This is a genomic window from Dyadobacter diqingensis, assembly GCF_024220585.1.
In the GTDB taxonomy this organism is placed as follows: Bacteria; Bacteroidota; Bacteroidia; order Cytophagales; family Spirosomataceae; genus Dyadobacter; species Dyadobacter diqingensis.
In genome coordinates this window covers 626,104-649,685 of record NZ_JAMXKF010000001.1, presented here as the reverse complement: position 1 = coordinate 649,685, position 23,582 = coordinate 626,104, and the positions used below count along the sequence as shown (strand labels likewise).

Here is a 23,582-nt window from a genome sequence, read left to right as displayed (position 1 = left end):
CGGTTGGAATCTTTGTTAAAATTGTAAACCCTCTACATGAAAAGACATCTCGAATACACAAGTGAATCCTCTGATAAATTCTGGGAAATAGAAGTTTCAGGCCCTTCTTTTACCGTAACTTATGGCAGAAATGGAACAACAGGACAAAGCCAGACGAAAACTTTTATTGATGACAACAAGTGCCTGCTTGAAGCCGAAAAATTAATTGCAGAAAAAATCAGGAAAGGTTATTTGGAAGATGGGCAGGCACAACCTCAGGAGTTGAAACCGATCAGTCCAAAACAATCTGATCTGCAAATGGTTTTAAACGAATACACGGAACTGATCCAAGAAACTAATCTCGCAGGTCTTCTGCCGTTTTTGAAAAACAGAACCAAAGGACATACCGCAGAATTAAAAAAACATATCAGGAAAGCGAAGGTGTACTGGCTTTCGTATATTGATCTGACAGAAGATAATGTAATTAAAGATATGCTCACTTCGGGAAGCAGGTGGGGAATGAGAGCGACCGAAGCACAAAAAGACATTATAGTGCTCAGCGCTATTGCTTTGTTTAATCAAAAGGAAATTGCTTCCTGGGATGAAGCGATTAATTGTTTTGGCCGGTTGGAGGAAAGACCTGTTTATGACCTGATAACTTGGGCAAAACCATCCTGGATCAACTCATTTCTGCTGGACAAAGTAAAGAAAAATGAATGGCTCTCTGTGCCCTATGAGGCACTCAGGTTACTCGAAAAGGAAGGGATTATTGTTTGTGATCCTGAGCTTTTTACCAGAACGATGGTGATGTTCAAAGGATGGAACCGTGGGTTTCATTCTGGGGTGTTGGACTATATTAAATACCTGCTTCATGATGAAACGGCTTGTATACGTGATATTCCCGAGCTTTTTAACTACGAGACATCGTTACAAAATCAATCCTTCGAAGATCCGGCAACGAATAAATACAATGGTCTGGTTCTTTGGGAGATCGTTTTTAACAGATTGTTAAACGAAAACAAAATAGACAGGCTATTCTATATTGAGAATTGTCTGCTGATTCAAACCAAAGAATGGAATTCTAATCTGCGTTCTTTTTTCAGGAAAAGGTTTGCCGACGCAAAACCAACTGTCGAAGAATTGTTACTTTTCCAAAATATAATTTTTCACTTCCTTCACTCGCCCTTGAATGCTGTTGTAAATTTTGGAATTGATGTAATCAAAAATATTTGTCAGGAGAAGGACTTCAATTTGCAAGATTTTTTTGACTGGGTTGAACCAGTCATGATGCGTGGGGATTGTAAAGGAGGGATCAGGACGTTACTTGGAATTTTTGATAAAATAATTAAAACCCAACCGGAGTTTAAGCAGAAAATAAGCTATCTGGTCGCGGATGTGTTTGTAATTGCGGATCTGACTTTACAGGAAAGAGCTTATAAGACTTTCGAAAAAGTAAGTGGTGAACTTGATACTTCTGTCGCGGAAAAGCTTGAAATGTATCTTCCGCAAATGCAGGGAAATGTTGCAGTATTGATAGGAGCATTTCTGAAGGTTGAAACTCCAGATACTGTGGAACCGGACGGAAACTATTCATTTGTATTACAAAAACACCAATTTTTGAGAGATAACAGAAAGGTTGTGCCTTTTAAAGACTGGAACGAAATTCTCTTTCAATTTGGCATTTTCATAAGCTCCCAGGAAGTTATTGAAGGGGAGAAGCTGGTTAACGCTTTTATTACCCAGCAAAGTCTTTTCCCGGCAGATGCCATGGAACAAATGCGGGTTTATAGTAATCAGCTTCAAAAAACCTATTTTGGGGCTAACAATAAAAACGTAATTTCGGGAATGCTGGCGCACATTATTGAAGGAAAGGATGGTATATATAACCCTGATCCCATAAGTTATCGTGATTCGAAGGTTATTAATTTGACAAAAGAAATTCTGTTTGAAGCACAAAGAAAAATTACAGCAAAATCGGTTTTGCCGTTATTGTCTTTTCCAACCCATACTCCTCATTGGGTTGATCCGGTAGTTTTGGTGCAACGTTTACTGGAATATCAAAATGTTGGATGGGAAGCTGATCCACTTGACTTTACCATAGCTATCAGCCGGATGCCACGGGAAAATACCGAGGAAGCTTTGCAACTTTGCAAAAATCTCGAAAAAGATAAGGCTCGTCTGATGACGTTTGCATTAGGGGGGAGTGATCATATTGAACTAAAACAAGACACCTTTTTTAGCAAAATATTTTCTATTTCAAAGTCTGAAAAGTTAAAAAATCAGGCGATTTGGGCAGTCGCCGCGCGTACATTTTATCCGGACAGGAAATTTACTGCATTTGACGGTACCTCTCTGGTAAATCTTCCCAATGTTTCTCACCCGTTTGTACCGGACGCTAAGCTTGTAACAAAACGCAATGAGTATAAAAACTATTTGACCCAGGAAATACAGCACTATGAGTTTAGAGAATTGTCGGTGACACTTCCACAATCAGAACTGTCAACGCCTCACAACTTGCTGTATAGCCTGGATGTTTATGAGCGGAAAAGTAATTATTATTATGGCTTTTTGTTATCGCATGGCGATGTCTTGTACTGGCATAGCCTGATGCCGCAAAACGACCAGGCATTAGCAACGATGCTCTTGAAATCCAGTTGTAAAAATACAGAAAGCGGGTCGGAGGAGTTGAATGGATTTCTGTACGTGTCTGCTCAGCCGGAGTTTATTTTTACAGAAACTTCTCTGCTCGTTTTAGCCTGTTCCATGTTTTGTAAAAATTCAAAAACAAGATCCTATGCTTCCGAAATATTGATTTATCTGATTAAGTACAGAAAAATTGATGTTACAGCGTTGGGTGAGAAAGTGGCATACCTGATTTCCGAAAATTACGGTCCTGTTCAGCGTTTTACAGATGTTCTTTCAATAATCAGAGATGTTTCCTCTCTACATAATTCCGCCATAATCATACTATTGGATGCTGTTATTTTGAATTTTGCCGGGAAAGATAAGCTGCCGGTGAATTTTAAAAGGTTACTGGAACTTTATCTTGATTTACTAATGAAAACCAGATCAAAACCTGACGATCGGGTCTTGGAGAGCTTTCTGGCTTGGAAAGACTATAATGCGATAAGACCCGTTTTAAGGCAAATTCAAAGTATTTAACCCGTATAGCGATGTCCGAAGATTTAGAATATGGTTATAAAAATATCTCCGTACTGCAAAAGGAACGGGGAGTTAACAAAGTTGTATTAGAGCATCAGGCCGAAATTGAAGACGTAAATAATATTCCATGTTTTTTCTGGGGGAGCCTGGTCGATCCTTATTTAACAGCAAAATGCTGGACAACAATTGCAAAAGTAGTCCGTTCGAGTTTTGGCCCGATTCCGGCTCATCTGAGAGATCCCATTATTTCTGCCGGTGCTGAGAGACTTCGTTTTGAAGGATTTTCTTCATGTAATGGCGTTTATGTGCGGCTGGACATGAAGCCAGAATCTGTCGATGGGGAATTTATTGCAAGTGGTACCACCAATGTGGACTTTAATGAGCCCATGCTTAATGCACTTAATGCAATTCAACGAAGTGAAAAGGTTGTTTTGGCGGTAGGGCAAAATGATGTGAGGATTGCCACTGAAAAGAAAAAAGTTATTGAGAAAAAAATAACATTGCCACCGCGATGGATCAAAGGATTAGCCAGCGTTCAGCTTTATCTTGCTGATATGCAGAAGGTTTTTGACTTAAACAAACTCCAGACCATTCAGCTTTTTCAGGCAATTCCCAAGGGTGTCGCCAAGGGGGATTTCTATATAACATACAGGGCCGGAAAATTTATGTTTTCACCATGGGCACTTGGCGGATCTGTGCGAATAGGAGGGGCGCATCGATTAAGATTGTTGGATGGTCTATTGCCATTGGTTGATAGTCTGGAAATATATCAATCTGCTGATCAGGAGACGTGTGCGTTAGTAGCTAATTTCGGGAAAATGAATTTGATGATGGCATTTTCGCCAAATGCCGCCAGAGGTTTTTCAGGAGAAGGGAAAGTACTTGAAAATATGGTTGAACAGCTTCCTGACGGATATATTTATGGCTTAAATAGTTTACTAAAAGCCAATGAAGTATTTGATCCGACTTTACTTTCAATAGAAAATGACGTTGCTTTTTCTACAATGGATACGTTAACTGCGAGTTTGTCCTCTATGGGCTTATTAGGCTTTGATTTGCGGGAAAACCAGCATTTTTACAGGAGATTGCCTTTTAAAACAGAGCGAATAGTAAGTCTCAATCCCAGGTTGAAAAATGCAAAAAAATTAATTGACAATGAAGATATTGAGATACTTCAACAAAGACCTGATTATGTAGAAGCAAAAGTCAAAGGGGCTGGGGTTTTTCACAAAGTTGTTATTGTCAATGATAATGCCAGATGTACCTGTGAATGGTATACGTCGTACCAGGGGAAAAGAGGTGTTTGCAAACATATTCTGGCAGTGAAAATGATTATCTGATTTGAGACATATTTGTTAGTTAAAGAACCCCCGCTATGGAAAAACTGGACTTTTTTAAAGAGAATAAAAAACTAAAAGCAGAGGTGTAAAGGAAAAAAACAGACTTTATCCACCTAAACACAATCAGGGATTCTCCTTTTGATCAATTTAAGAGTTAAAATTTCAAAATGAAATCCCGGCTCAAATAGGAAATAATTTGGCCGTTTATTTTCGAACTTGGCAAACAAAGCGGGAACGTTTGTGTTGATTGGCCAGTACGTGCAAGCGACGGAAGGTTCAATAAAGAATCTGTTTTTGAATAATTTTACATGCTAGCCAATTCTCAGCGCAGTGAATAATGGAAATCCGTTTTGTACTTTTTCATTCTCTTCGTTCCGGTATTTTTGTCGAAATCCGTCTGCGTGTAATGTTGTGTACAAGCCTTTCCATAAGTAACGCTCGTAGAGCATAAAGAGGGGAAATTGTCATGGATAGTCCAGTAGAGAATAAGTTTGATCTTTAGTTTAACGGCAAAGTTATGGTGGGTGTAGACTCAGATTCGTTCACTAAGTTAAAAAAGTGAATCAGGTTGTCTTTTGAAACGTTCCTTCGGAACGACTTTGATGGCGCCTAGCCCTGTTTTGCTACCGACGAGACGTCCCTTTGGGACGACGGATGAGAGGGTGTGTGTGGATAGGGAAATTTTTAGGGTGTGTGCTGGATGCCGATAGATTTCGGAGAAATTTGTTTGCAATAGTTTTCCATCGATAGTGCGAATGAGGGATGGAATTTTAATCTGGTGTATTAACGCTCCCACCTGGCGCTATTCATCTAAAACAAGGATTCTGGTGGTGAGGTGTGTAATGGTTTGCGGGGAGATGTTTTTTTGTTGCATTTCACGAAACGTTCCTACGGAACGACTTTGATCGTGACTAGGTTTTGTTTGCTACCGACGAAACGTCCCTTCGGGACGAGGAATGAGCGTGAGCGGACGGAAAGGAGTGATGTTTCGGGTGGAATGTGCTCTATGTAATTTTATTGATAAAATGTTGTGTGCGACGAGTAATGGGTGTGTGGATGGAGGCGTGTTCGTGGGGAGGTGTTTGATGTAATTTACCGTCGACGAAATATTTCGTGGGATGAATGATTGATGGAGTTCAAGTGGATTTTTGCTAACATAACGTCCCTGTGGGACGCTTGGTGGGTAGCACGGGTTGAAGAAACGGAGTTACGTTCCGTAGAAACGTTTCGTGCTTGTACCACAATCTATACAACGGGCAAAAATCAAAAATTCACTTCGAATGATCGACTAACCTTTGTCGGATATGACTTAATGACTGCGGTTTTATTCCAAGATAATTTGCCAGTTGATATTGCGGAATCCGTTGCATCAGGTCCGGCCGTGTCTGACATAAATCCAGCTAGCGTTGCTCAGGAGTAGAAGTCCTAAAATCGTCAAATGAGGCCTGATTTTTAGCTAATAATTATTCTGAAATTATGTAGCAAAGTCAAAGCCCCTCCATACTTTGTTGCACGGAGGGGCTTTGGAATTTATTTGTCTAAAAACTCACTCGCTTGCTGCACAAACAGATCGGGTTTCTGGAATATGGCTGCGTGACCAGCGTCAGGGTAGATAACCAGATTGGCTTTTGGAATATTCTTTGACATATTAACCGCATTGACCTGAGGAACGGGGATATCGTTTTCTCCTTGAACGATCAATGTCGGTTGTGTAATGGTTTTAAGCTCGTTGAGTGCGTTCGGGTAGGGTTGTGCCCAGGCCAAAACTGCTCCCAGTTGCGCCGTGCCACTCTCACTGCTTAGGGGTAAATCCCGGTTTATATTTCGTTTTTGAATTCTCTGGTAAGATAGTTTTCCTGCGTTTTTGCTTTCGGTGGATTTTGTAAATCCAAAATATAAAAATGCATCCTCAGCGCTTAGGTTAACAGTAGCGGCGAGCAAATTGGGCAGGTTTATCAATCCTTCACTTCCTTTTGGGCCGGTTCCGGTGAGTATGATCTTGTTGATCAGCGTCGGTTCTGTAAGGGCTATTTGTTGAATGACAAAACTTCCCATTGAAAATCCTGCTAAGTTAACCTTGTTGTAACCCAACGCCTTGATAAAACTGACCGCATCTTTGGCCATATCGGCAATATTATTCGGGGTTTTCCCGGTTGAAGAACCGACGCCTTTATTGTCAAAGATTATGACCTTGTGTTTTTGTGCAAGCCCGTTCGTAATTGCTGGATCCCAGTCATCCATTGAACTTCCTAATGATGACAACAGGATCAGCGGGATGTCGCTTTGCGTGCCCAGAACGCGGTAAGCATACTTGCTTCCTCCTGTTTCGATAAATTGAGTGGCTGCTGTCTGATGATATTCGACTGTTGTCTCGGTTTGTGCAGGAGTTACATCATCCTTGCACGAGATAGTGGCGGCAGCCAGCATGGCTAATAATGCAATATGTTTCATTGTTGAGATTTTTGAATGGCCATATGAAGACATTGACTTCTTTCAGGCGGTTTTAAAGATATGTTTAAGAATAATTTTGACCGGGTCAGATTCCTGTATAAAGATTTCTGTCCGGCATCGATGATTTGAAAGTAACCCTGTGAGGAAAGTCATGGGCGCGGATTCGGTGGTGTTTGTTTTTCATCAGTTTTAAGTTTTAGATTTTTGTCAAAACTATCTCTGGGTTGTCCCCGGCAGAACTGACAAATACTTAAAGTGGACGAAATGGGTATGGAAACCGACATTTTTAAACCTGAGAATGACAGCAGGGAAATTTTTAAGAACCCAGGTGCAGATTGGACGATTACGGCCGGATAAAGGGAAGGGGTGGTTTATTTTGTTTGTTGTCTGTGAGGTTAAATATCTTTGTGGATATGATGATTTTGAAGCAATAAACTGTTTCAGGCCCCGGATTGCCTTATTTGCCTCCCTTCTTGTCCACTTCCACCCTTTCAGACTAACGGTTTTCTTGCGGGTAACGCACCTTTGCACCAGTTAAAACACTATAAACAACATTAGTTATGACAACGGTACAATCGCAAAAAACACAACAAATTGCTTACTGGATTGGTATTTTACTTACTTCATTGTGGTTTACGGCCAGCGGTTTTTTTGAAATCACAAAAAATCCTGTCGTGTGGGATAAAACAATAGCACTTGGTTATCCTCCTCATTTTATCATCGTGCTGGGTATAGCGAAGCTGGCAGGTGTTCTGGTGTTATTGATTCCTAATAAAGTTCTGTGGTTAAAAGAATGGGTTTTTGCCGGACTTTTTTTCGATATTATTTTTGCATTCACCTCAGGATACAGCGTGGTCGGCTTGTCAGAATGTATAGCGCCCATCGTGGCCTTCGTTATGGTGCTGACTACCTACATCTTGTTCCGCAAAATACATCCGGTGTTTGGGATAGGTCTTTGAGAAGGTCTAATTTTTGATGCCTCTGGTTGGTTTTACATTAATCGTGCTAACGTAAATCCTAATAGCCTGAACCGAACTTTTATGATTGTTCACGGAGGTTCGGTTCAGGCTACAAAATAACGCTAACTTTAATAATCAAATTCTTATACTTAAAATATCCTTTACTGCGTGTTCCAGTTTTGGGAAAATAAATTTGTACTGATTTTCAACAAGGCGTGTTGGAACTACCCAACGACTCTTTAGGATCAATTCTGTTTCGGTGCCTATCATGACAGCGCCTATTTCCAAAAGCCAGGTAGGCGCGGGTAATCCAAAGGGAATTCCGTAATATTTTCTTATGCAGCTCATCAGATATGTATTTTTAACTGGTTCAGGTGCAGTGCAGTTAACAATGCCATTGATATCTTGCTGCTGCATTAACCAATCTGTGCATTTCGCTGCATCTTGTTCATGGACCCAGGAAACGTATTGTTGGCCATCTCCCTGCTTTCCGCCGAGACCCAATTTTACAAGATTCAGCAACCGCGGAAACACTCCATCGCTATTGCCAAGGACAATCCCCATTCGTAATGCCACTTTTCGGGTAAATGGGGTATTTGCCTGAAAGAATGTTTCTTCCCATTTTCTGCAAACATCAATTGAAAAACCATAACCAATTTCTCCCATCTGTTCATCCTGCGGACGATCTTCCGCATGCCGGTATATGGTTGCTGAGGTTACGTTGATCCAAAGCTTTGGCGGTATTTTGGATTTTTCAATTGCTTTCCCAAGAAGTTGTGTCGGGATTACTCTCGAATCAATAATATCTTTTCGGTTTTTAGCAGTATATCGGCAATTGACATTTTTGCCGCAAAGATTTATGAGCATGTCCGCTCCCTCTAAATTGTTTTCCCATTCACCGGATGTAATGGCATCCCAAAGAATTGTTTTCACATTTCCGTCTACACCCTTACCAGACCGGCTCAGAATTATAATCTCTTCCGTGAAAGGTTTATAGTAGTCAACTAAAACATTGCCGAGGTAACCGTTACCTCCGGCGAGGATTATTTTTCTATATTTCATAATGCTGTTAAAAAAAGAAAAATCAGAATAACGATCCGGTAAAATACCCAGGTGAATGTCATCAAATAACCTAACTGTAAAAGCTTGGTTCTGCGCAGGTGTTCAAAAAGCATCAGGGTCACAACGGAAAGAAACCAGATAAAATGCAAATCGGTACCCAGATTTATCCAGCGCCCTAAAAGCAAAACAGGTAATAACAGAAGGGCGCCACCAAGAGAAATAGTCATTAGGTTTCCAAGATAATCCCAGATCTTTTCTCTTTTGTAAAAGAACATGATGATAGCCTGAAATAATATCTGTCCTCCACAAACTATAAATTCCCGATAAATGTGTGCTTTGGGCAGAATCTCAGACATTTGTTTTCCGTAAGAAGAGAGAATGAAAGAGGTTATGAGCCAACTCATGATAAGATATGCCATTCGATAGTGTTTTTTAAAACCTGGCTGAAACTGGAAACTTTGGCTCGTAACAGGTGCGGGAATAATCACTCTTCGATTGTATGATACAAACGCGTAAAGTTTTGCCATGATCCAAATGAAAGGTTTAAATCGGAAAAGTGGCCGAAAAGCGGGTAAAGCAGAACCACAAATTCTGAGAAGACTTTCGATTCCATAAGATACTTCTCCCGTTTTCTGATTGATCAGAGCTATTTCATTGACAGCTCTTTGCCAGTCAAGTCTTGGACACGCCTCACGCGGATATTCCTGATAAGATGTTCTTCCATTTTCTTCCAATAATCCGGTATTAACAAAGGCCTTCGTATACAATTGACACATAGGGCATTCAGCGTCAAAAAGGATGAGGTGATTTTGTAGTGTTTTCATCTTTTTAATATTGAAATTTCAGTAAGTTTTGAAAATTTAGAATCAAAAAAAATGTTCATTTGAACATTTTTAGAATAGAGCCCCAAAACCAGTTTTCTTCCGCATTGATCATGGTTTCAATGGTTTTGTCAACGTTTTTAGCCAGCTTATTGATGTCAGTCACTGATTTGTGGAAAGTTGCGAATTCGGGATCCTTCATATCTCCTTCAACTTTGGATAGTTCATCTAATATCTTTACAACCGGATCAAGCTCTCTTTTTCTTCTTTCCTTAGCCACCTGTCTTGCAATATTCCAGGCATCTTTATCGGCATAGAAATATTCTTTTCTCTCTCCGGCCTTATGCTGTTTTTCAATTAATCCCCAACCAATTAAATCTCTGAGTGTCATATTGGCATTTCCTCTTGAAATACTAAGCGTTTCCATGATTTCTTCCGTCGTTAAAGGGGCAGGAGAGATCAGTAATAACGCATGTACCTGAGCCATCGTCCGGTTGATACCCCACTCAGAACCAAGCTTTCCCCATGATTCGATAAACTTTTGTTTTGCTTCTGCTAATTCCATAGCCAAAGGTAACTACAAAATTAAACTTTCAAAACTTATTGAAAGTTTAATTTTTATGACGACTTTGGAGTGTTATAGATTTGATTTAATTTCCGGAGTGGTTTGGGTGAAATCTGCTAATTTGAAACTTTCGGATATCGCTAAAAAAAACAAAAAAATGGCCCCGACTTATCGTCAGAGCCACTTGTATTCGGAGTCGAACTAGCATAGAACCAAAATACGACTATCGTTTCACCACGCGAAATACAGATTTTTTTCCATCTCCCTCTATTTGCAGTAGATAAGTACCCGGCGTCAGTGCTCTGAGATCAAAATTTTCGTCTCTGCTTCTAACCTTTTTCTCCATCAGCAGTGTACCACGGATATCAAGCAGTATAATATTTACGATTGAGGCAGTATTGAAACGGATCTGTAAAAAATCCTGGGTCGGGTTGGGCCCGATTTTTATTTCCGGCAATATAGTGCCGGGCTCGCTGGTAATCAGCGAAACAGTCACTGTACTGATCGCGCCTACTGTACCCGGGCCGCATAGGCCGTAAACGTTCAAAAGCCGGTACGTCTGGCCGGGAGCTGCCTGCTGGATGTAAACAGAATCAACAGACTTTAAAGAATATCTTGTCTGCTGGCTGTTATCGGTTCCCAACTCATAACGCCATGGCCCGCTGCCCGAGAAATTCACTGCGATCACCGGCTCGGTGGTTTCCCTGTACTCTACCACATTTGATGCGAACTGTGCACCGGCTTTTTGCCAGGTGACAAGTGGTGAATGAAATGCTCCGCTTGCAGTACCTGGGTCGGATGCAGTAATGCGTATGCGGTAATATTTACCTGGTATGAGACTAGGTGGCAGCAGGGCCCGTAGCGGAGACGAAATGCCTGTGGTAGGGATAGATTTGAAATTTTTACCCGTTGAGTCCGAAAGCTGGATTGCCATTACATTACCAGCGCTGAATGTACCCGTTTTTGTAAAATTGACATGAATAGAATCCCCGATGCAAAAGTTAGCGGCAGGACTATAATATCCTGTTACGCTGACGGACTTGTCGCCAGGCTGGTTCACTTCCACCGTTGCGCTGCCTGTGCCTTTTCCTGCGCCGCAACTATTTGAAACTGAGGTGATCGTATAAGTGGTTGTTTTATTAGGACTTACGGAGATAAATGTATCGCCGGGTGCATAGTAAACACCTTTTGTACCATCGGATAGCTGGTAATTTACCGTTTCCGCAATGGTACTTCCACTTTGCAAAACAAGCTGGGTCTGTTCACCGCTATTGATAACAGTACTTCCACTAAGGATTATTTCAGCCGGTCGCGTCATCGCAACATCGAATTGCGAACTCAGTTCTGCTTTTCTGACGGTACAGCGAATCTTGTAAAAATCACCGGTGAGGTTAGCAGGTAATTTTAGATCGATCTTTCCGGACTTCGTTCGTGTAGAATCGAGCTGTATGCTTTTCGAAGTGAGTGGATCGATCAGTTCGAAACGAATATAGTCAGACGAAAGGTCGGCGTCTCCTGTGAGCCGATAATCAACTGTAAAAATTTTTCCGTTACAGGCTGCATAACTTTGTGCCGAAATATCTAATCTGGCGGTGACATTAACCAGGACAGTTCCCGAAACTTTCCCATAACCGCACTCATTGTAAACTGTTTTGAGTTCAAAAAAACCTCCTTCGCTTAGGGTAACACGTCGTAATGCCGGATTTATATTGGTGGTCAGACTGGTATTATTTTCAAAAATGGCTGTCCATGGTTCGGTACCGGTGAAATTCAGGTCCAGATCGAGCGGCGCAGAGCTATTCCAGGAAATGGGCTGAGGCAGCTTGCTGGAAATGATAGCCCCTGGTGTTACACCGATGAATATCCGGACAGAGTTGGAAGCTACTCTGTCGGAGGAAACAATCCGGAATTTGTAATAACCCTGAGAAATGTCCTCAGGAATGGTCGCTGTGATGATCTTGGAGCTCTCGCCGCTCGCGATGGTCCGGTAACTGAGCTCATCTTCCCGCGAAAGTTCCAATGCAAAAGTCGCATTTGCGGATTTTCCATTTTCTATTGCGAAAGGCACACTGATTGGATTACCGCTGCAAAATCTGCTCATAGTAAAATCAAAGTCGTTTAACTTGATTTCAAAGGGAAGGAGTTTTACGTAAGTTGAAAGATTTGCAGGCTGGGTCCCACAACTGTTGGTGATGGATTTTAATGTATAAACCGTTGTCTGACCAGAAACCGGCGCGATTTTGATCCCCAGACTATGCGGCTCATCAAATGCAACTTTCCTTTCGGAATTGCCATCCGAATAGACCAACGCAGTGACTCCGCCTCCCGTGGCCGAAAATGTGATCGTTGGGTCAGATGAATTTGTCAGCAAAGCGGGTACTGACTGGGTGCCGGCGGGATTTACCCTGAAATCTTTCAAAGGGAGATCTACTGTGAATTGGTACGTCTTGCTACTCAGGAAGGGATTTGTAGACGAAACCTTGATTGAAACCGGATAAATATATCCGTTCTGGCTAGCCGGGATTTTAACCTTATAAGTACCTCCTGAGCGGACTGTTTTTAACGTTGCGAAATTACAGCAATCGGCATAAGCCTGGATCTGGAATACATTGTCTTCGCTGAATTTCCCGGGTGCGAGGATATTGATTTCGAGACTGTCTGTGCCGCACACGCGGGAAACAACAGGTTCCAGGTACAGTCCGGGCGCTGTATTATTTGTGAGCGTGAGGCGGGTTGCAGGGATCTTGTCATTTTTATAACAAGAATTGCTGATCGATTTTATCTTGAAATCCTTTGTCTTATCGAGATAAACTTCCGGTGCCCACCAGTCATTTTTTACGGTAATCAAATTCCCTTTTTCATCCTCGATCGTAAAAGGCCATTTTCCATAAAGAGTATAACTTAGTTGTACGATCCCTGGCTCATCAAGTGTATACTCGCTGCTTTTGGAGACAAGCTGAGGTTTGCTCTGGATCAGGTAGGTGTAATTTGGCGCAGATTTGAGACGGGGATTTTCTGAGGTGACATACAAATTGTTGAGACCGTCGTACAACATTTCCGGCGATGTTTCTGCGGGAAGTTCCGGAATAGTAAATTCAAGATAATCTCCGTTTCGGATAGCCGGGAACCTGTATTCTTTCGACGGCCCATAGTAGGCATTAACCATGTAAGTGGTATTCGAACCGATATTTCCATTAGACCTGATACGGACTTTCGCCTTCGCTCCCGCGCACAGTATATTAGGATAGGATTCGGGCACAAGGAAGATACCGGTCTTTACACTGACGGTCATGTTTTCCTTATTCGGAAGGTTCGTAACGCCACAACCGGAAGTCATGCTTTTGAGCTCGTAGGTGGTAGTTTTGTCTGGACTTTTTTCCAGATAAACTTCTCCGGAATAGCTCGCAGTAATGCTGGAACCATCACCCAGTTCAGCAAAAAATGGAGGTACACCTTTGAAAATCACTCCCACACGCGTTTTTTCGCCGATATTGATGTCCACATTCGGCGTATAAAAACTGACAGCGGGTTTTGGATAAATGGAGAGTGTAACGTTTCCTGGCGCGCCTACTATTTTCTGTTCGTCAGATACAATGATCAGGTTAAAATCCTGTTTCGCAGTAAGGCCGAGATTAGGTATGCGGGTTACAATAACGCCGTCCCGTAGTTCAGCGGCAGATTCAGCAATTGTAGGAATAGCATTGGGTGATGCGCTGACTGACCGGAAACGAACTTTGTATTGCGATCCGGGAGACAATGCAGGTCCTATGGTCGCCAATGTGATTTTGACGTCACTGTTTTCGCAGCTGTTCCGGAAATTCACAGATTTTGTACGCACCGAGGTTCGGTTGGCGACTGGTCTCACCTGGCCCAGGGTACGCATTGCACCGCAGGAATTGGTTGCATTTTTGATATAAAAAGGCTCCGTTTTGCTGGCAGTGACCGGGAGAAAAGTTGTGAATTCGGATTGCGAATAGGGTGGTATTTCAAAAAGAGTGCCGTCGCTGAGCGTTACATCCGTCTCTGTTGTGCTCTGTGTTGTGAATTTCAACAACAAATTTTCGCCCAGGTTTACCGTATCTGAAATGGCTGAACTTACCTTAATTATTCCTTTGCTGTGAACTTTGAAGTCAATCCAGTTACTTTCTGTTTTGGGAGAAGAGGTAACAATCCGGAGCTGCAATTTTGGGAAAACGGAAAGCGAAGAATCTCCGTAAATCACTTCAATATTTTGTCCTTTCAATACGGCAGGGAACGTGTTAAGAACCGGCAATGCAGCCGATTCCCGTAATTGCACCGTAAACTTATTATCGGCATTGAATGCGCCGGAAAGGGTAATCGGGATCTTATGTACGTTGTTCAGGCAGGCCAGCTCGGCATAGCTGACGGTAACGGACGGAGTTTGCGCATGTGCGAAGTAGGACAGGTATGCCAGGAAAAGAATCGCCCGAAAAATATGCTTCATAGTTTGAATATTGCAGACAGAAATTGTATGGATTGTCGTGCGGGTTAATGTTTTAGTATTTTAAATGTAGACCGGGTGTTTTTGCCTTCGATGTGCAGCAGATAAATGCCCGCAGGGAATTGCCTGATATTCAAAAAATCCTCTTTCAGCGATGTTGATTTTTTTAGTACTTCTATTCCCGCCGAATTTAGCATAATGATCGTTTTTAAAGCATTATCCGGGAATTTTACAACCACCTGATCTTCCGCGGGATTTGGCCCGATTACAACCTGAATGGCATGCGGATTTTCACCCAGGACCACCTGTGCTCTGACAATATCAGGTGTTTCAATGGTGCCTGTGCCGCAACGGTTTGAGACACGGAATATTTTGTAATATTCACTCAGGGGTTTCTGGGAAAGGTAAATGGTATCGATAGGGGAAACGGAATGTCGCGTGGTGATGTCCAGAGAACTTCCGAAATCGTACTCCCAAGGCCCTGTACCGCTCAGCAAAACTGCCAGTTTGGATATGCCAGAAGGGTCTTCCAGGAGTGATGCAGAGGAAAACCGTGCGGTTGCCCGTGTGCCGGGAGACAATGGATATTCGTAGGCCCCGCTTCCGGTGCCCGGATCGGATGCTATAACCCTGATCCTATATTTTTTTCCAGGAACCAGATCAGCAGGCACAGTCGCTTTTAAGGGTGATGATGTGCCGGTAGTGACAATAGATTTGAAATTTCGCCCCGTCGTGTCCGAGAGTTGCACGGTCATGGTGTTAGTAGCGGAAAAAGTACCTTTTGAGGTGTAATTCACTAAAATTGCCTCAGCAACACAGAATGCTGATCTTTCAAAAGGATCCCAGCTCGTCACGGTAACTGTGCGTTCGCTCACAGGATTGACCTCCACCGTAGCACTTCCGGATTTTTTACCCTCTCCACAGCCGTTATCAGCAGATATGATGGTATAAACGGTAGTTGTCGACGGACTTACTTTGACGAAAAACTCGGAATTACCGGTGCCTCCATAGAATGTTCCGGTCTGTCCGTCTGACAGTTTGTATTGAATAGCCTCGTTAAAAGGTAAATTGCTTCTCAGCTGCAATTGTGCATTTTCTCCGGGGTTAATGGTTGTATTGCCGATGATCGAAACATCCGTTTTTTTCTTGACAGTTAGCTTAACCGAAGAAGTAATCGCGTAACTTTTCAAAATGCTTCGTAGTTCGTAAAAGTTGCCGGACAGGTTTGCAGGGATCTTTAAAATGATGGTACCCTCCCGGTTCTTTGTCGAATCGAGCCTGATCGTTTGATTATTTTGAGTATCGACAAGCTGAAAAACTATAAAATCATTATCCAGCGAAGCGTCACCCTGCAAGAGGTACCTGACAGGCACAGTAGCGCCTACGCAAACTTCTTCCTGCTCGGCGAATGCGTGCAGGGTAGGATTTACTTTCACGGCGATTTTGCCCGAAACAGCTCCATACCCACAGCTGTTGTAAACAGATATTAGTGAAAACTCCTTCCCTCTGTCTGTCGTAAGATTTCTGGTATAGGGATTGTTGTCGGTTATTTGTTTTTCACTGTTTTCGTAAATGATCGTCCATGACGGAGAGCCGGTGAAACTGATTGACGACGGAACGCCCTGGCCAGGATTGATAGTAATCGGGCCGGTAGCCGTAGCAGTAAGCGTAGCCGTCGGAGGAGAACCGATAAACAGATTTACTATGTTGGAAATACTGCCTTCTGATGATACAATCCGCATCTGGTAAAGTCCCGGGGCAGTATTTGCAGGAATGGACGTGGATATAACACGTGAAGTGATATTGCTGGCAATGTCCGAAAATGCCGTGTTTTTGTCTTTGGCTATTTGTAAAGAAAATTTTCCATTCGACGCGTCGCCGTTAAGCGTTACAAAAGGGACCGTAAGGTTCCCGTTCTGGCAGGCGCTAAGATTTTTTCCCTCTTCACCACCCTGAATTGAAATCCGGTAGGGCAACACCTGAATGTAGGTAGTCTGGTTGACCGGAAACGTTCCGCACTGATTTGTGGCCGTTTTGATGGTATATGCAGTTACTTGCCCTTTTGGCGGCGTAATCCGCGCCTCGTATCCGCCCGGACTACTTAGAAACGTCTGTTCAGTAACTCCGTCCGTATAAACGAATGATGAAAGTCCGCCGTCCCGGGTTGACAAGGAGAGAATTACATCTTGTTCTGCAAGATACTGCGCGGGAGATTCGCGTGTTGCCGAAGGAGAAATTCTAAATTCTGCGGGCGGCGTTTGCATTTGAATCTGATAATCTCTGCTGGAAAGCACAGGATTGGTTGACGTTACCCTGAAGCGTGAGAACGCTGACTGCTGACTGACCGGCACCTTCACTTTGAAAGTACCATCCTTATTCACACTTGCCAGTAGTTGAAATTCGCAGCAATCACTGTAACCTTCAATCCGGAATGCATTTCCTGCCTTGAAACTGCCCGTTTTTATAAAAGTAATCTCAATGCTGTCCTGTCGGCAGACCAAAGTTTTCAGTGGCTGCATGTGGATGCCCGGCGCAGCACCAGCGGTGTCGAGCGTGAGGCTGACAGTCGGTAGTTTTTCATTTTTAAAACAGGAATTACTGATCGATTTTAGTTTGAAATCCTGCGTTTTGTTGATATACAAGTCGGGATACCAGGCGGTGTATCCTTCAATTTGATTGACAGTGCCTGCTGCGTCTTCAATGCTGAAAGGTCCCTGTCCTAATAGTTCGTATCCAAATAACGCCTGGGAAGGTTCCTTGTGGATGGTAACCGAGTGGGGAAGTACCAACATATCCGGCTTGCTTTTGATAAGGTAGCCGGACGAATAAGCCGACTGGTAGGCAGGAGAAGTGGTGGAAATAAAAAATGCGCTGATCTTGTCATAGCTCAGCGACCTGTCTGTATTTTCAGCAAGTACCGGAATCTGAAATTCAAGATATTCTCCTGATTTTTGGGCCGGAAAAGAATAAGCTGTTTTATTATTGATCACTGCATTGACGCTGAAAGTTGTCCCTGTATTGAATTCCACATTGGACAGCATTCTGATTCTCGCGGTCGACCCCGCACAAAAGGATTTGCTGCCTGTCAATGGCTCCATTGCAATACCCGGCCTGACGGTCACGACCATGGTTGGTCCGGAAGGTTCCGGAGTTACGCCGCAGCCGGTTGTCAGACCGCTGACTTTATAGGAGGTCGATTTTTCCGGCCTTACCTGAATGTCGCCGTAGGAGTTTGTTGTTGCAACGGTTTCGTTCTGTAAAATTGCAGAATAAGGTGCCAATCCCGAAAAACCAACACCAATGGTAATCTGCTCGCCGATATTTATAGTTTTGCTGGGGGTAGTGATATTGGCCGACGCGGCAGGATAAACGACAAAGTCGAAATCAGTGTCCAGGCCTGCCAATGCGGGGTTTTCTGTTAGCACCCGTACCTTGTACTTGCTTCTGCCGGATAGATTAAATGTTTTCGGAAAATTAGCAACCAGTATATTCTCTATCAACCGGGCAGGGACCTCCACAGATTTTACGTTGAGCAGATCGCCCTGATAAACTGAGATGCGCAGCTTGTATCGGGTACCCGCAGGCAAAGCTGGTCCGGAGGCCGAAAATCCAACTTTTATCTCGTTCCCCTCACAGGTAGCTGCGGGGGAAACGGAAATAGTTTTTAGTGAAACCGTATTGATCGTGGCCTTCACCTGTCCGCTGACGGACATGGGACCACAGATATTTTCTGCTTTTTGTATATAAAATGGTGTAGATACGTTGATGCCTTTTTGATGATAGGTATTAAAGTAGCCACGTTCAAAAGAAGAGACAGAAAACCCGGAACCGTCATTCAGCACGATATTGGCAGTACTGGAACTGAAAGTCGTGAATTTGAGAGTCAGCGCTTCCCCGGCATTAATCGTGTCTGAGTTAGCTACCGAAAGGTTGACACTACCTTTTGTATTAATAAGCACATTGTACCAGTTACTCTCAGCTTTGGGAGAAGTAGCAGCTACCCGGAGCTGGATGTAGGGTAAAAGCGACAGGCTTGAATCCGTATGAATTACCTCAATTTTTCCGCTTATCAAGCGTGCGGGAAGTTCAGAGATTACGGGACTATTCTCACTTTTCCTTACCTGCACCGAAAATTTGTTGTCCGTATTAAAAGTGCCGGAGATTGCAACCTGGATCTTTTGTGCCGTATTCAGGCAGGCAGTTTCAGGATATGTAATAACAATTGAGGGAGATTGGGCAATCAGATTTAATGAATAAAAAAAAGCAAAAGCCAGTAAGTATATTTTTTTCATAGAGGTGGAATATTTAATCCAAAAATAACAAAAAAATAGATTGTATAATGAGGGTAACTTAAAACAATAGGTGGTCAGCTAATTCCTGTTAGATTAAGTATAGCTCTTTATTCGAAAGGGGGCTCGCCAACCTTCTCCGGCAAATTAGCCCCGAGCCAGACAAGATTTCATCGGATGGAAAGATCATGTCGTAGTTGCCGGGAAATTCGGTTAGGTGGGGTTGGCGAGTATCCGGGTCTTATTCTTTCACAATCCGTAAAGTTTGCTCTGTTTTCGAATGTGTAATCTTCAATAGATAGCTTCCGGAGGGGTATTGCTGCATATTGATCTCAGGATCAGTTTCTGAAATTGTTTTTGCCCAAATCAAAACACCATTGGTATTGTACAAAGCAAGCCGTTTTGTTGAACCGGTTTTGAAATGCAGCATTACCCGGCCATTATTTGGATTGGGGCCGAATGTGATTGGTTCCGCGCCCTGACCTGGTTCTTCCGTACCCAGAATGATTTCAACTCTGATTGTTGACGGTTCATTGATCGTGCCTGTGCCACAGCCATTGGTGACAGACAGTAGCTTGAAATAGGCTGATGGTTCTTTGCTTGCGATGATAAGGGTATCGGGAGACGTGGAAGCGTATCGCTGAATAGCACCGAGATCGTTTCCATAGTTGTATCGCCAGGGACCGGTTCCTGCAAGCAACACGACGGCCTTAGCATTTCCCTTGTCGTCGAGCACTGCATTGCTGTTGGTGAAAGAGGCGTTTGCCTTTGTACCAAACATCGATATCTGTGGAAAATCACTCGAACCCGTGTTCGGATCGCTTGCGGCGATACGTATACGATAGGGCTCGGTAGTTGAGAAGCCGGCTGGGATAAGGACCCGAAGTGGAGATTCCTTCCCTGTTGCCGGCAGAGAATTGACGAGTTTAGCCTGGCTATCGTAAAACTGAACTGTGAATTGATTATCCGCTGAGAATGCCCCCGTTATCGAGTAATAGACCAACAATGTATCCTTTTCGCAGAATGGATTGATCTTATTTAAACCAGTAACGCGAACTGTCCTTACGGAAGCTGCATTCACTCTCACTGTCGCACTTCCCGACGATCTTGCGTTACCACAACTACCGGTTGCCGAGCGTATTGAGTAGGTAGTGGAAGTAGCAGGTGTTACCATAACATAAGAATGTGAACCAGGTTCCCAGGCAGGAAAAGTGCTTTTTGTACCATCAGATAAGGTAATGTCCAGTGGCACATTGCCTGCATTGGTTGATCGTATCTGGAGATATGTAGATTCACCCTGGTTAATCGTTGTGTTACCGATCAGTTCAATGTCCGATGTTTTGTAAATGCTGATCTGGCGCGACTCAAAAATGTTGGAACCGGTAATGTAGCAAATGAGCTCATAGTAACCACCGGGGATTGTGGCGGGTATCGGGAGCGACGCGGTGCCGGTTATCGCATTAAGCGAGAGAAGTTCAAATCTGGTCCCGTTTGTATTTTTGAGATAAAAACCGACTTTCTCTCCCGTAGGAATGTCGCCGCCAACCTGGTATCTTACATTGATTGGTTCCCCGTTACACGCATTGTTTTTTTCGGGTTGGAATGTGACGATTCGAGGCTTCACGCGCACAGCGATGCTGCCGGATACCGAGCCATATCCACACTGGTTACTAATAGAACGTAATTGAAAGACAGTTCCTTGGGTGAGGGTGTAAGACCTTGTGAATGGCAAAGCGCTGGCAGTCATATTACCCTGTTCATTCTGAATTATTTCCCATGGTCCTCCACCTGTGAGGTTATAGTCGATGTATACCGTTTGACCGTAGTCGATCTCTGCGCTTAATTGGTTACTGAGGGAAATCGTCCCGGTAGGCGTTTTATTAACAAAGAATCTTTTTCCTCCGGATTCAATGCCGGCGTCGGTGACGATGCGTACGTAATACTCGCCTTCCATCGATTCTGGTATGATGTATTTAAAATCTTCGAGTGATGTGTTCGAAGCAATGGTCTTATAGTCGCCCAGTACTCTACCGACTTGGAGTTGGTAGGTCGTGCCTGCCGGAGCGCTGCCTCTTTCTATATTGAACGGAACCACGATTTGCTGTCCGGTGCAGAAAGACTTATCTTCCTGAAAATATTTTAATGATATGCTGTAACCGATCCAGTACAGATACATGGTCATATTGACATTCGTTGTGCCGCAGACGTTGTTCATCGATTTGAGCGTGTAGGCTGTCACTTTCGACTTGGTAATTATAGGAAGAAAGGAGTCATATTGCAACACTTGTTCAAAATGATAATCTTTTGAACCATCGGTGAATTCAGCTGTGTAGGGTGAGTAGCTGTTGTTTTGCATGTAAATGGAAGGCGTTTGATCCATTGCAAATTTCCTGGGTTTTTCAGCTGTCGACCCGCTCAGTTCACCTGGATATAACAGAACCGGTTTGCTGTCTATAATCGCCGTAAAACCTGAGATAACCTGTGTCGCAGGCCTTGTAGACCTGACCTGTATGCTTATATATCCGGAACCCAGTACCGAGGCGGGTATTTTGTATCGTCCGGGCTTGCTTACCGTAAGTAGGATTGCTCCTGGATTGTCACCTCTGGTAATCTGAAATTCGTTCCCCTCATCAAATTTTCCAAGCGCTTCAAAAAACACTTCCACGCTGTCGGAATCGCAATGATATTTCTGTGCAGGCGGATGTACTACAATGGCTGGTGCCTGGCTTGTGGATGGATTTACAGTTAAGTTGAGTTTGTCCAGATCGCTATTGGCATAGCAGCCATTTTGTACCGACTTAGGACCGTATGCACCAGTGGCAGGAACGAAGGTGTTCTGGAACATTGGTACATAATCTGCCGAACTCTTTGTTCCTTTTTCGTCGATTACGGTGTATGGAGTGCCTCCTGAAACAACGAGGGAGTATGTGTAGAAACCTTTTCCGTTCAGTGTGAGCGAACTGTTAGTCAAGTAAGCAACCCTCGGTATACCCTTGATGTTGAAGCCAGACTTGTATTGGGAGATAAGTGTTGGGTTGGATGTTTTGATCCTGAAATATTTGATATTGAAATAACCTTCAGTGATCCATTCGGCCGGTGAATGCGGTATCAGGAATTCGATCGAATCATTCACAATTTTTGCCTCGAACTGATAAGTGGTATTGTTGTAAGTACGGCCCTCTACCGTGATTTTTGTGTTGGTATTCAATGTTGCATTGGTTACAAAAGGCAGCCGGAGTTTTTGGTTTTCGCAGATTGACCATTTCTGATCGGAAGGCGAATTAATGGTGATGCCGGGCGGAAGGCTTGCTATAACAGTTTGTTTGGGAAGGTCTGTTGTGATACCGCAGGCTGTGCGTAATGAGCGGATTGAGAATGTTTCCGTTTTAAGAGGGTAAATATTGATGTTACGGTTCCCATCGAGGGCGTATGAAACACCGTTGTTCAATTCGACGGTATAGGGCTCGGGGCCAGCCACATTTAGCCACATTGTAAAGGGTTCTCCAATGCGCGCAGAGTCGCTCTGGCTGCGAAATGACGCAACCGGCTTTTCGTAAATAGATACCGATTTAAGATAGGAACTGACCAACGCAGGTTTATCGACCAGCACCGCTATGTTGAAAAGACCGGAATACGTCGTGATTTTTTCCGGGATACGGGCCACAAGCACGCCATTTGATTTTCTTGTTGCCGGTACTTCGAATATCTGTTTTTCATTTGAATTCGCATAAGGTTTAAAAATGCGAAGCCTGAATGTTGCAGATTCTGGGAGAATACCTCCGGAAACAGCGTAATTCAGTTCTATTTCATTGCCTTCACAGAGCGCTGTCTGGCTATTTACCTTGACGGGAATGATAGACATCGGATTAATGACCAGCGGCACTTTTCCGGAAAACGGAACAGGCACGTTACAGCTGTTAACCGCTTTGACTATAAAAATATCGGTCGATTTGGAAGCTAACAGGCTCGTTGTCTGCTGATAGCCGTTTCGCGCGATTTCCCGAACTGAGCTGTCGCTGAATGTAATGGTGACGGGATTGTTGGCGTCCACACCCACATTTAAAAGATACGACATTCCCGCATTCAGCGTATCAGAATCGCCTGCCGGACGGGCGATGGAAATTTTTCCGCGGGTATACCAATTATTTGAATAAATAGTGGTTTTGGTAGCTGGGCTGGTTGTCGAAATCCGGTAGTCGATCCGACTATAATTCTCCGCCAGATCACCGCCGATTGTAAAAACGAGGTTTCCGTTTTTTAGCTCAGCGTCGTAACTTCCTAATGGCTTATAATCATAAGACAACAGCTCTACGGAAAACCGATTGTCATCATTGAATTTGCCTAGGATCTGCACCGGAATTTTGGTCTCCGTGTAAGAGCAAAGCTTGCCTTCATAGTTGTAAGTGGGTACGACCTGTGGCATGGTAATTTGGCCAATGGAGGCGTAGCCAAGCAGGCATAGCCAGGCTAGCAATAGCGTTTTTAATTTCAT

10 protein-coding genes are annotated in these 23,582 nt (G+C 43.5%); 3 read left to right on the top strand and 7 right to left on the bottom strand.

Translation table 11 applies throughout. The annotated features are described in order from the left end of the window. Nucleotides 1–36: 36 nt before the first annotated feature. Both M1L62_RS02600 and M1L62_RS02595 read left to right on the top strand, forming a co-directional pair. On the top strand, nt 37–3,141 hold the full coding sequence (locus M1L62_RS02600) for a DUF6493 family protein (protein ID WP_254411441.1): 3,105 nt from the start codon (nt 37–39) through the stop codon (nt 3,139–3,141). Between the two features lie 11 nt (nt 3,142–3,152). Beyond that, nucleotides 3,153–4,481: an SWIM zinc finger family protein gene (locus M1L62_RS02595; protein ID WP_254411440.1), complete on the top strand. Its 1,329-nt coding sequence runs from the start codon at nt 3,153–3,155 to the stop codon at nt 4,479–4,481. Between the two features lie 1,530 nt (nt 4,482–6,011). Here M1L62_RS02595 and M1L62_RS02585 read toward each other — a convergent pair. Next, complete coding sequence (locus tag M1L62_RS02585) at nt 6,012–6,932, bottom strand: alpha/beta fold hydrolase (protein ID WP_254411439.1); 921 nt, start codon at nt 6,930–6,932, stop codon at nt 6,012–6,014. A 560-nt stretch (nt 6,933–7,492) separates the two neighbouring features. Between M1L62_RS02585 and M1L62_RS02580 the strand changes: the two genes are divergently transcribed. After that, a complete protein-coding gene (locus M1L62_RS02580) occupies nt 7,493–7,891 on the top strand; it encodes a DoxX family protein (protein WP_254411438.1) in 399 nt (132 codons plus the stop codon). 135 nt (nt 7,892–8,026) lie between these two features. Here the strand turns inward: M1L62_RS02580 and M1L62_RS02575 are convergent, their stop codons facing one another. From M1L62_RS02575 to M1L62_RS02550, 6 genes are all read right to left on the bottom strand, one after another. Next, nucleotides 8,027–8,953, bottom strand: coding sequence for a TIGR01777 family oxidoreductase (locus tag M1L62_RS02575; protein WP_254411437.1), 927 nt, complete (start codon nt 8,951–8,953; stop codon nt 8,027–8,029). Beyond that, nucleotides 8,950–9,777, bottom strand: coding sequence for a thiol-disulfide oxidoreductase DCC family protein (locus M1L62_RS02570; RefSeq protein ID WP_254411436.1), 828 nt, complete (start codon nt 9,775–9,777; stop codon nt 8,950–8,952). Before M1L62_RS02570 ends, M1L62_RS02575 begins: the two co-directional genes overlap by 4 nt. A gap of 55 nt (nt 9,778–9,832) precedes the next feature. Continuing rightward, complete coding sequence (locus M1L62_RS02565) at nt 9,833–10,339, bottom strand: GbsR/MarR family transcriptional regulator (protein ID WP_254411435.1); 507 nt, start codon at nt 10,337–10,339, stop codon at nt 9,833–9,835. Nucleotides 10,340–10,562: 223 nt separating this feature from the next. Next, on the bottom strand, nt 10,563–14,804 hold the full coding sequence (locus tag M1L62_RS02560; protein ID WP_254411434.1) for a T9SS type A sorting domain-containing protein: 4,242 nt from the start codon (nt 14,802–14,804) through the stop codon (nt 10,563–10,565). Nucleotides 14,805–14,848: 44 nt separating this feature from the next. Then, on the bottom strand, nt 14,849–19,093 hold the full coding sequence (locus M1L62_RS02555) for a T9SS type A sorting domain-containing protein (RefSeq protein WP_254411433.1): 4,245 nt from the start codon (nt 19,091–19,093) through the stop codon (nt 14,849–14,851). A gap of 238 nt (nt 19,094–19,331) precedes the next feature. Further along, the gene (locus M1L62_RS02550) at nt 19,332–23,582 is read right to left on the bottom strand and encodes a T9SS type A sorting domain-containing protein (RefSeq protein ID WP_254411432.1); all 4,251 of its coding nucleotides are present in this window, start codon (nt 23,580–23,582) and stop codon (nt 19,332–19,334) included.

What these genes read in the sequence shown, in the direction of transcription:
- M1L62_RS02600 (WP_254411441.1), top strand. Translation starts at nt 37, where the DNA reads ATGAAAAGACATCTCGAATACACAAGTGAATCCTCTGATAAATTCTGG.
- M1L62_RS02595 (WP_254411440.1), top strand. Translation starts at nt 3,153, where the DNA reads ATGTCCGAAGATTTAGAATATGGTTATAAAAATATCTCCGTACTGCAA.
- M1L62_RS02585 (WP_254411439.1), bottom strand. Translation starts at nt 6,932, where the DNA reads ATGAAACATATTGCATTATTAGCCATGCTGGCTGCCGCCACTATCTCG.
- M1L62_RS02580 (WP_254411438.1), top strand. Translation starts at nt 7,493, where the DNA reads ATGACAACGGTACAATCGCAAAAAACACAACAAATTGCTTACTGGATT.
- M1L62_RS02575 (WP_254411437.1), bottom strand. Translation starts at nt 8,953, where the DNA reads ATGAAATATAGAAAAATAATCCTCGCCGGAGGTAACGGTTACCTCGGC.
- M1L62_RS02570 (WP_254411436.1), bottom strand. Translation starts at nt 9,777, where the DNA reads ATGAAAACACTACAAAATCACCTCATCCTTTTTGACGCTGAATGCCCT.
- M1L62_RS02565 (WP_254411435.1), bottom strand. Translation starts at nt 10,339, where the DNA reads ATGGAATTAGCAGAAGCAAAACAAAAGTTTATCGAATCATGGGGAAAG.
- M1L62_RS02560 (WP_254411434.1), bottom strand. Translation starts at nt 14,804, where the DNA reads ATGAAGCATATTTTTCGGGCGATTCTTTTCCTGGCATACCTGTCCTAC.
- M1L62_RS02555 (WP_254411433.1), bottom strand. Translation starts at nt 19,093, where the DNA reads ATGAAAAAAATATACTTACTGGCTTTTGCTTTTTTTTATTCATTAAAT.
- M1L62_RS02550 (WP_254411432.1), bottom strand. Translation starts at nt 23,582, where the DNA reads ATGAAATTAAAAACGCTATTGCTAGCCTGGCTATGCCTGCTTGGCTAC.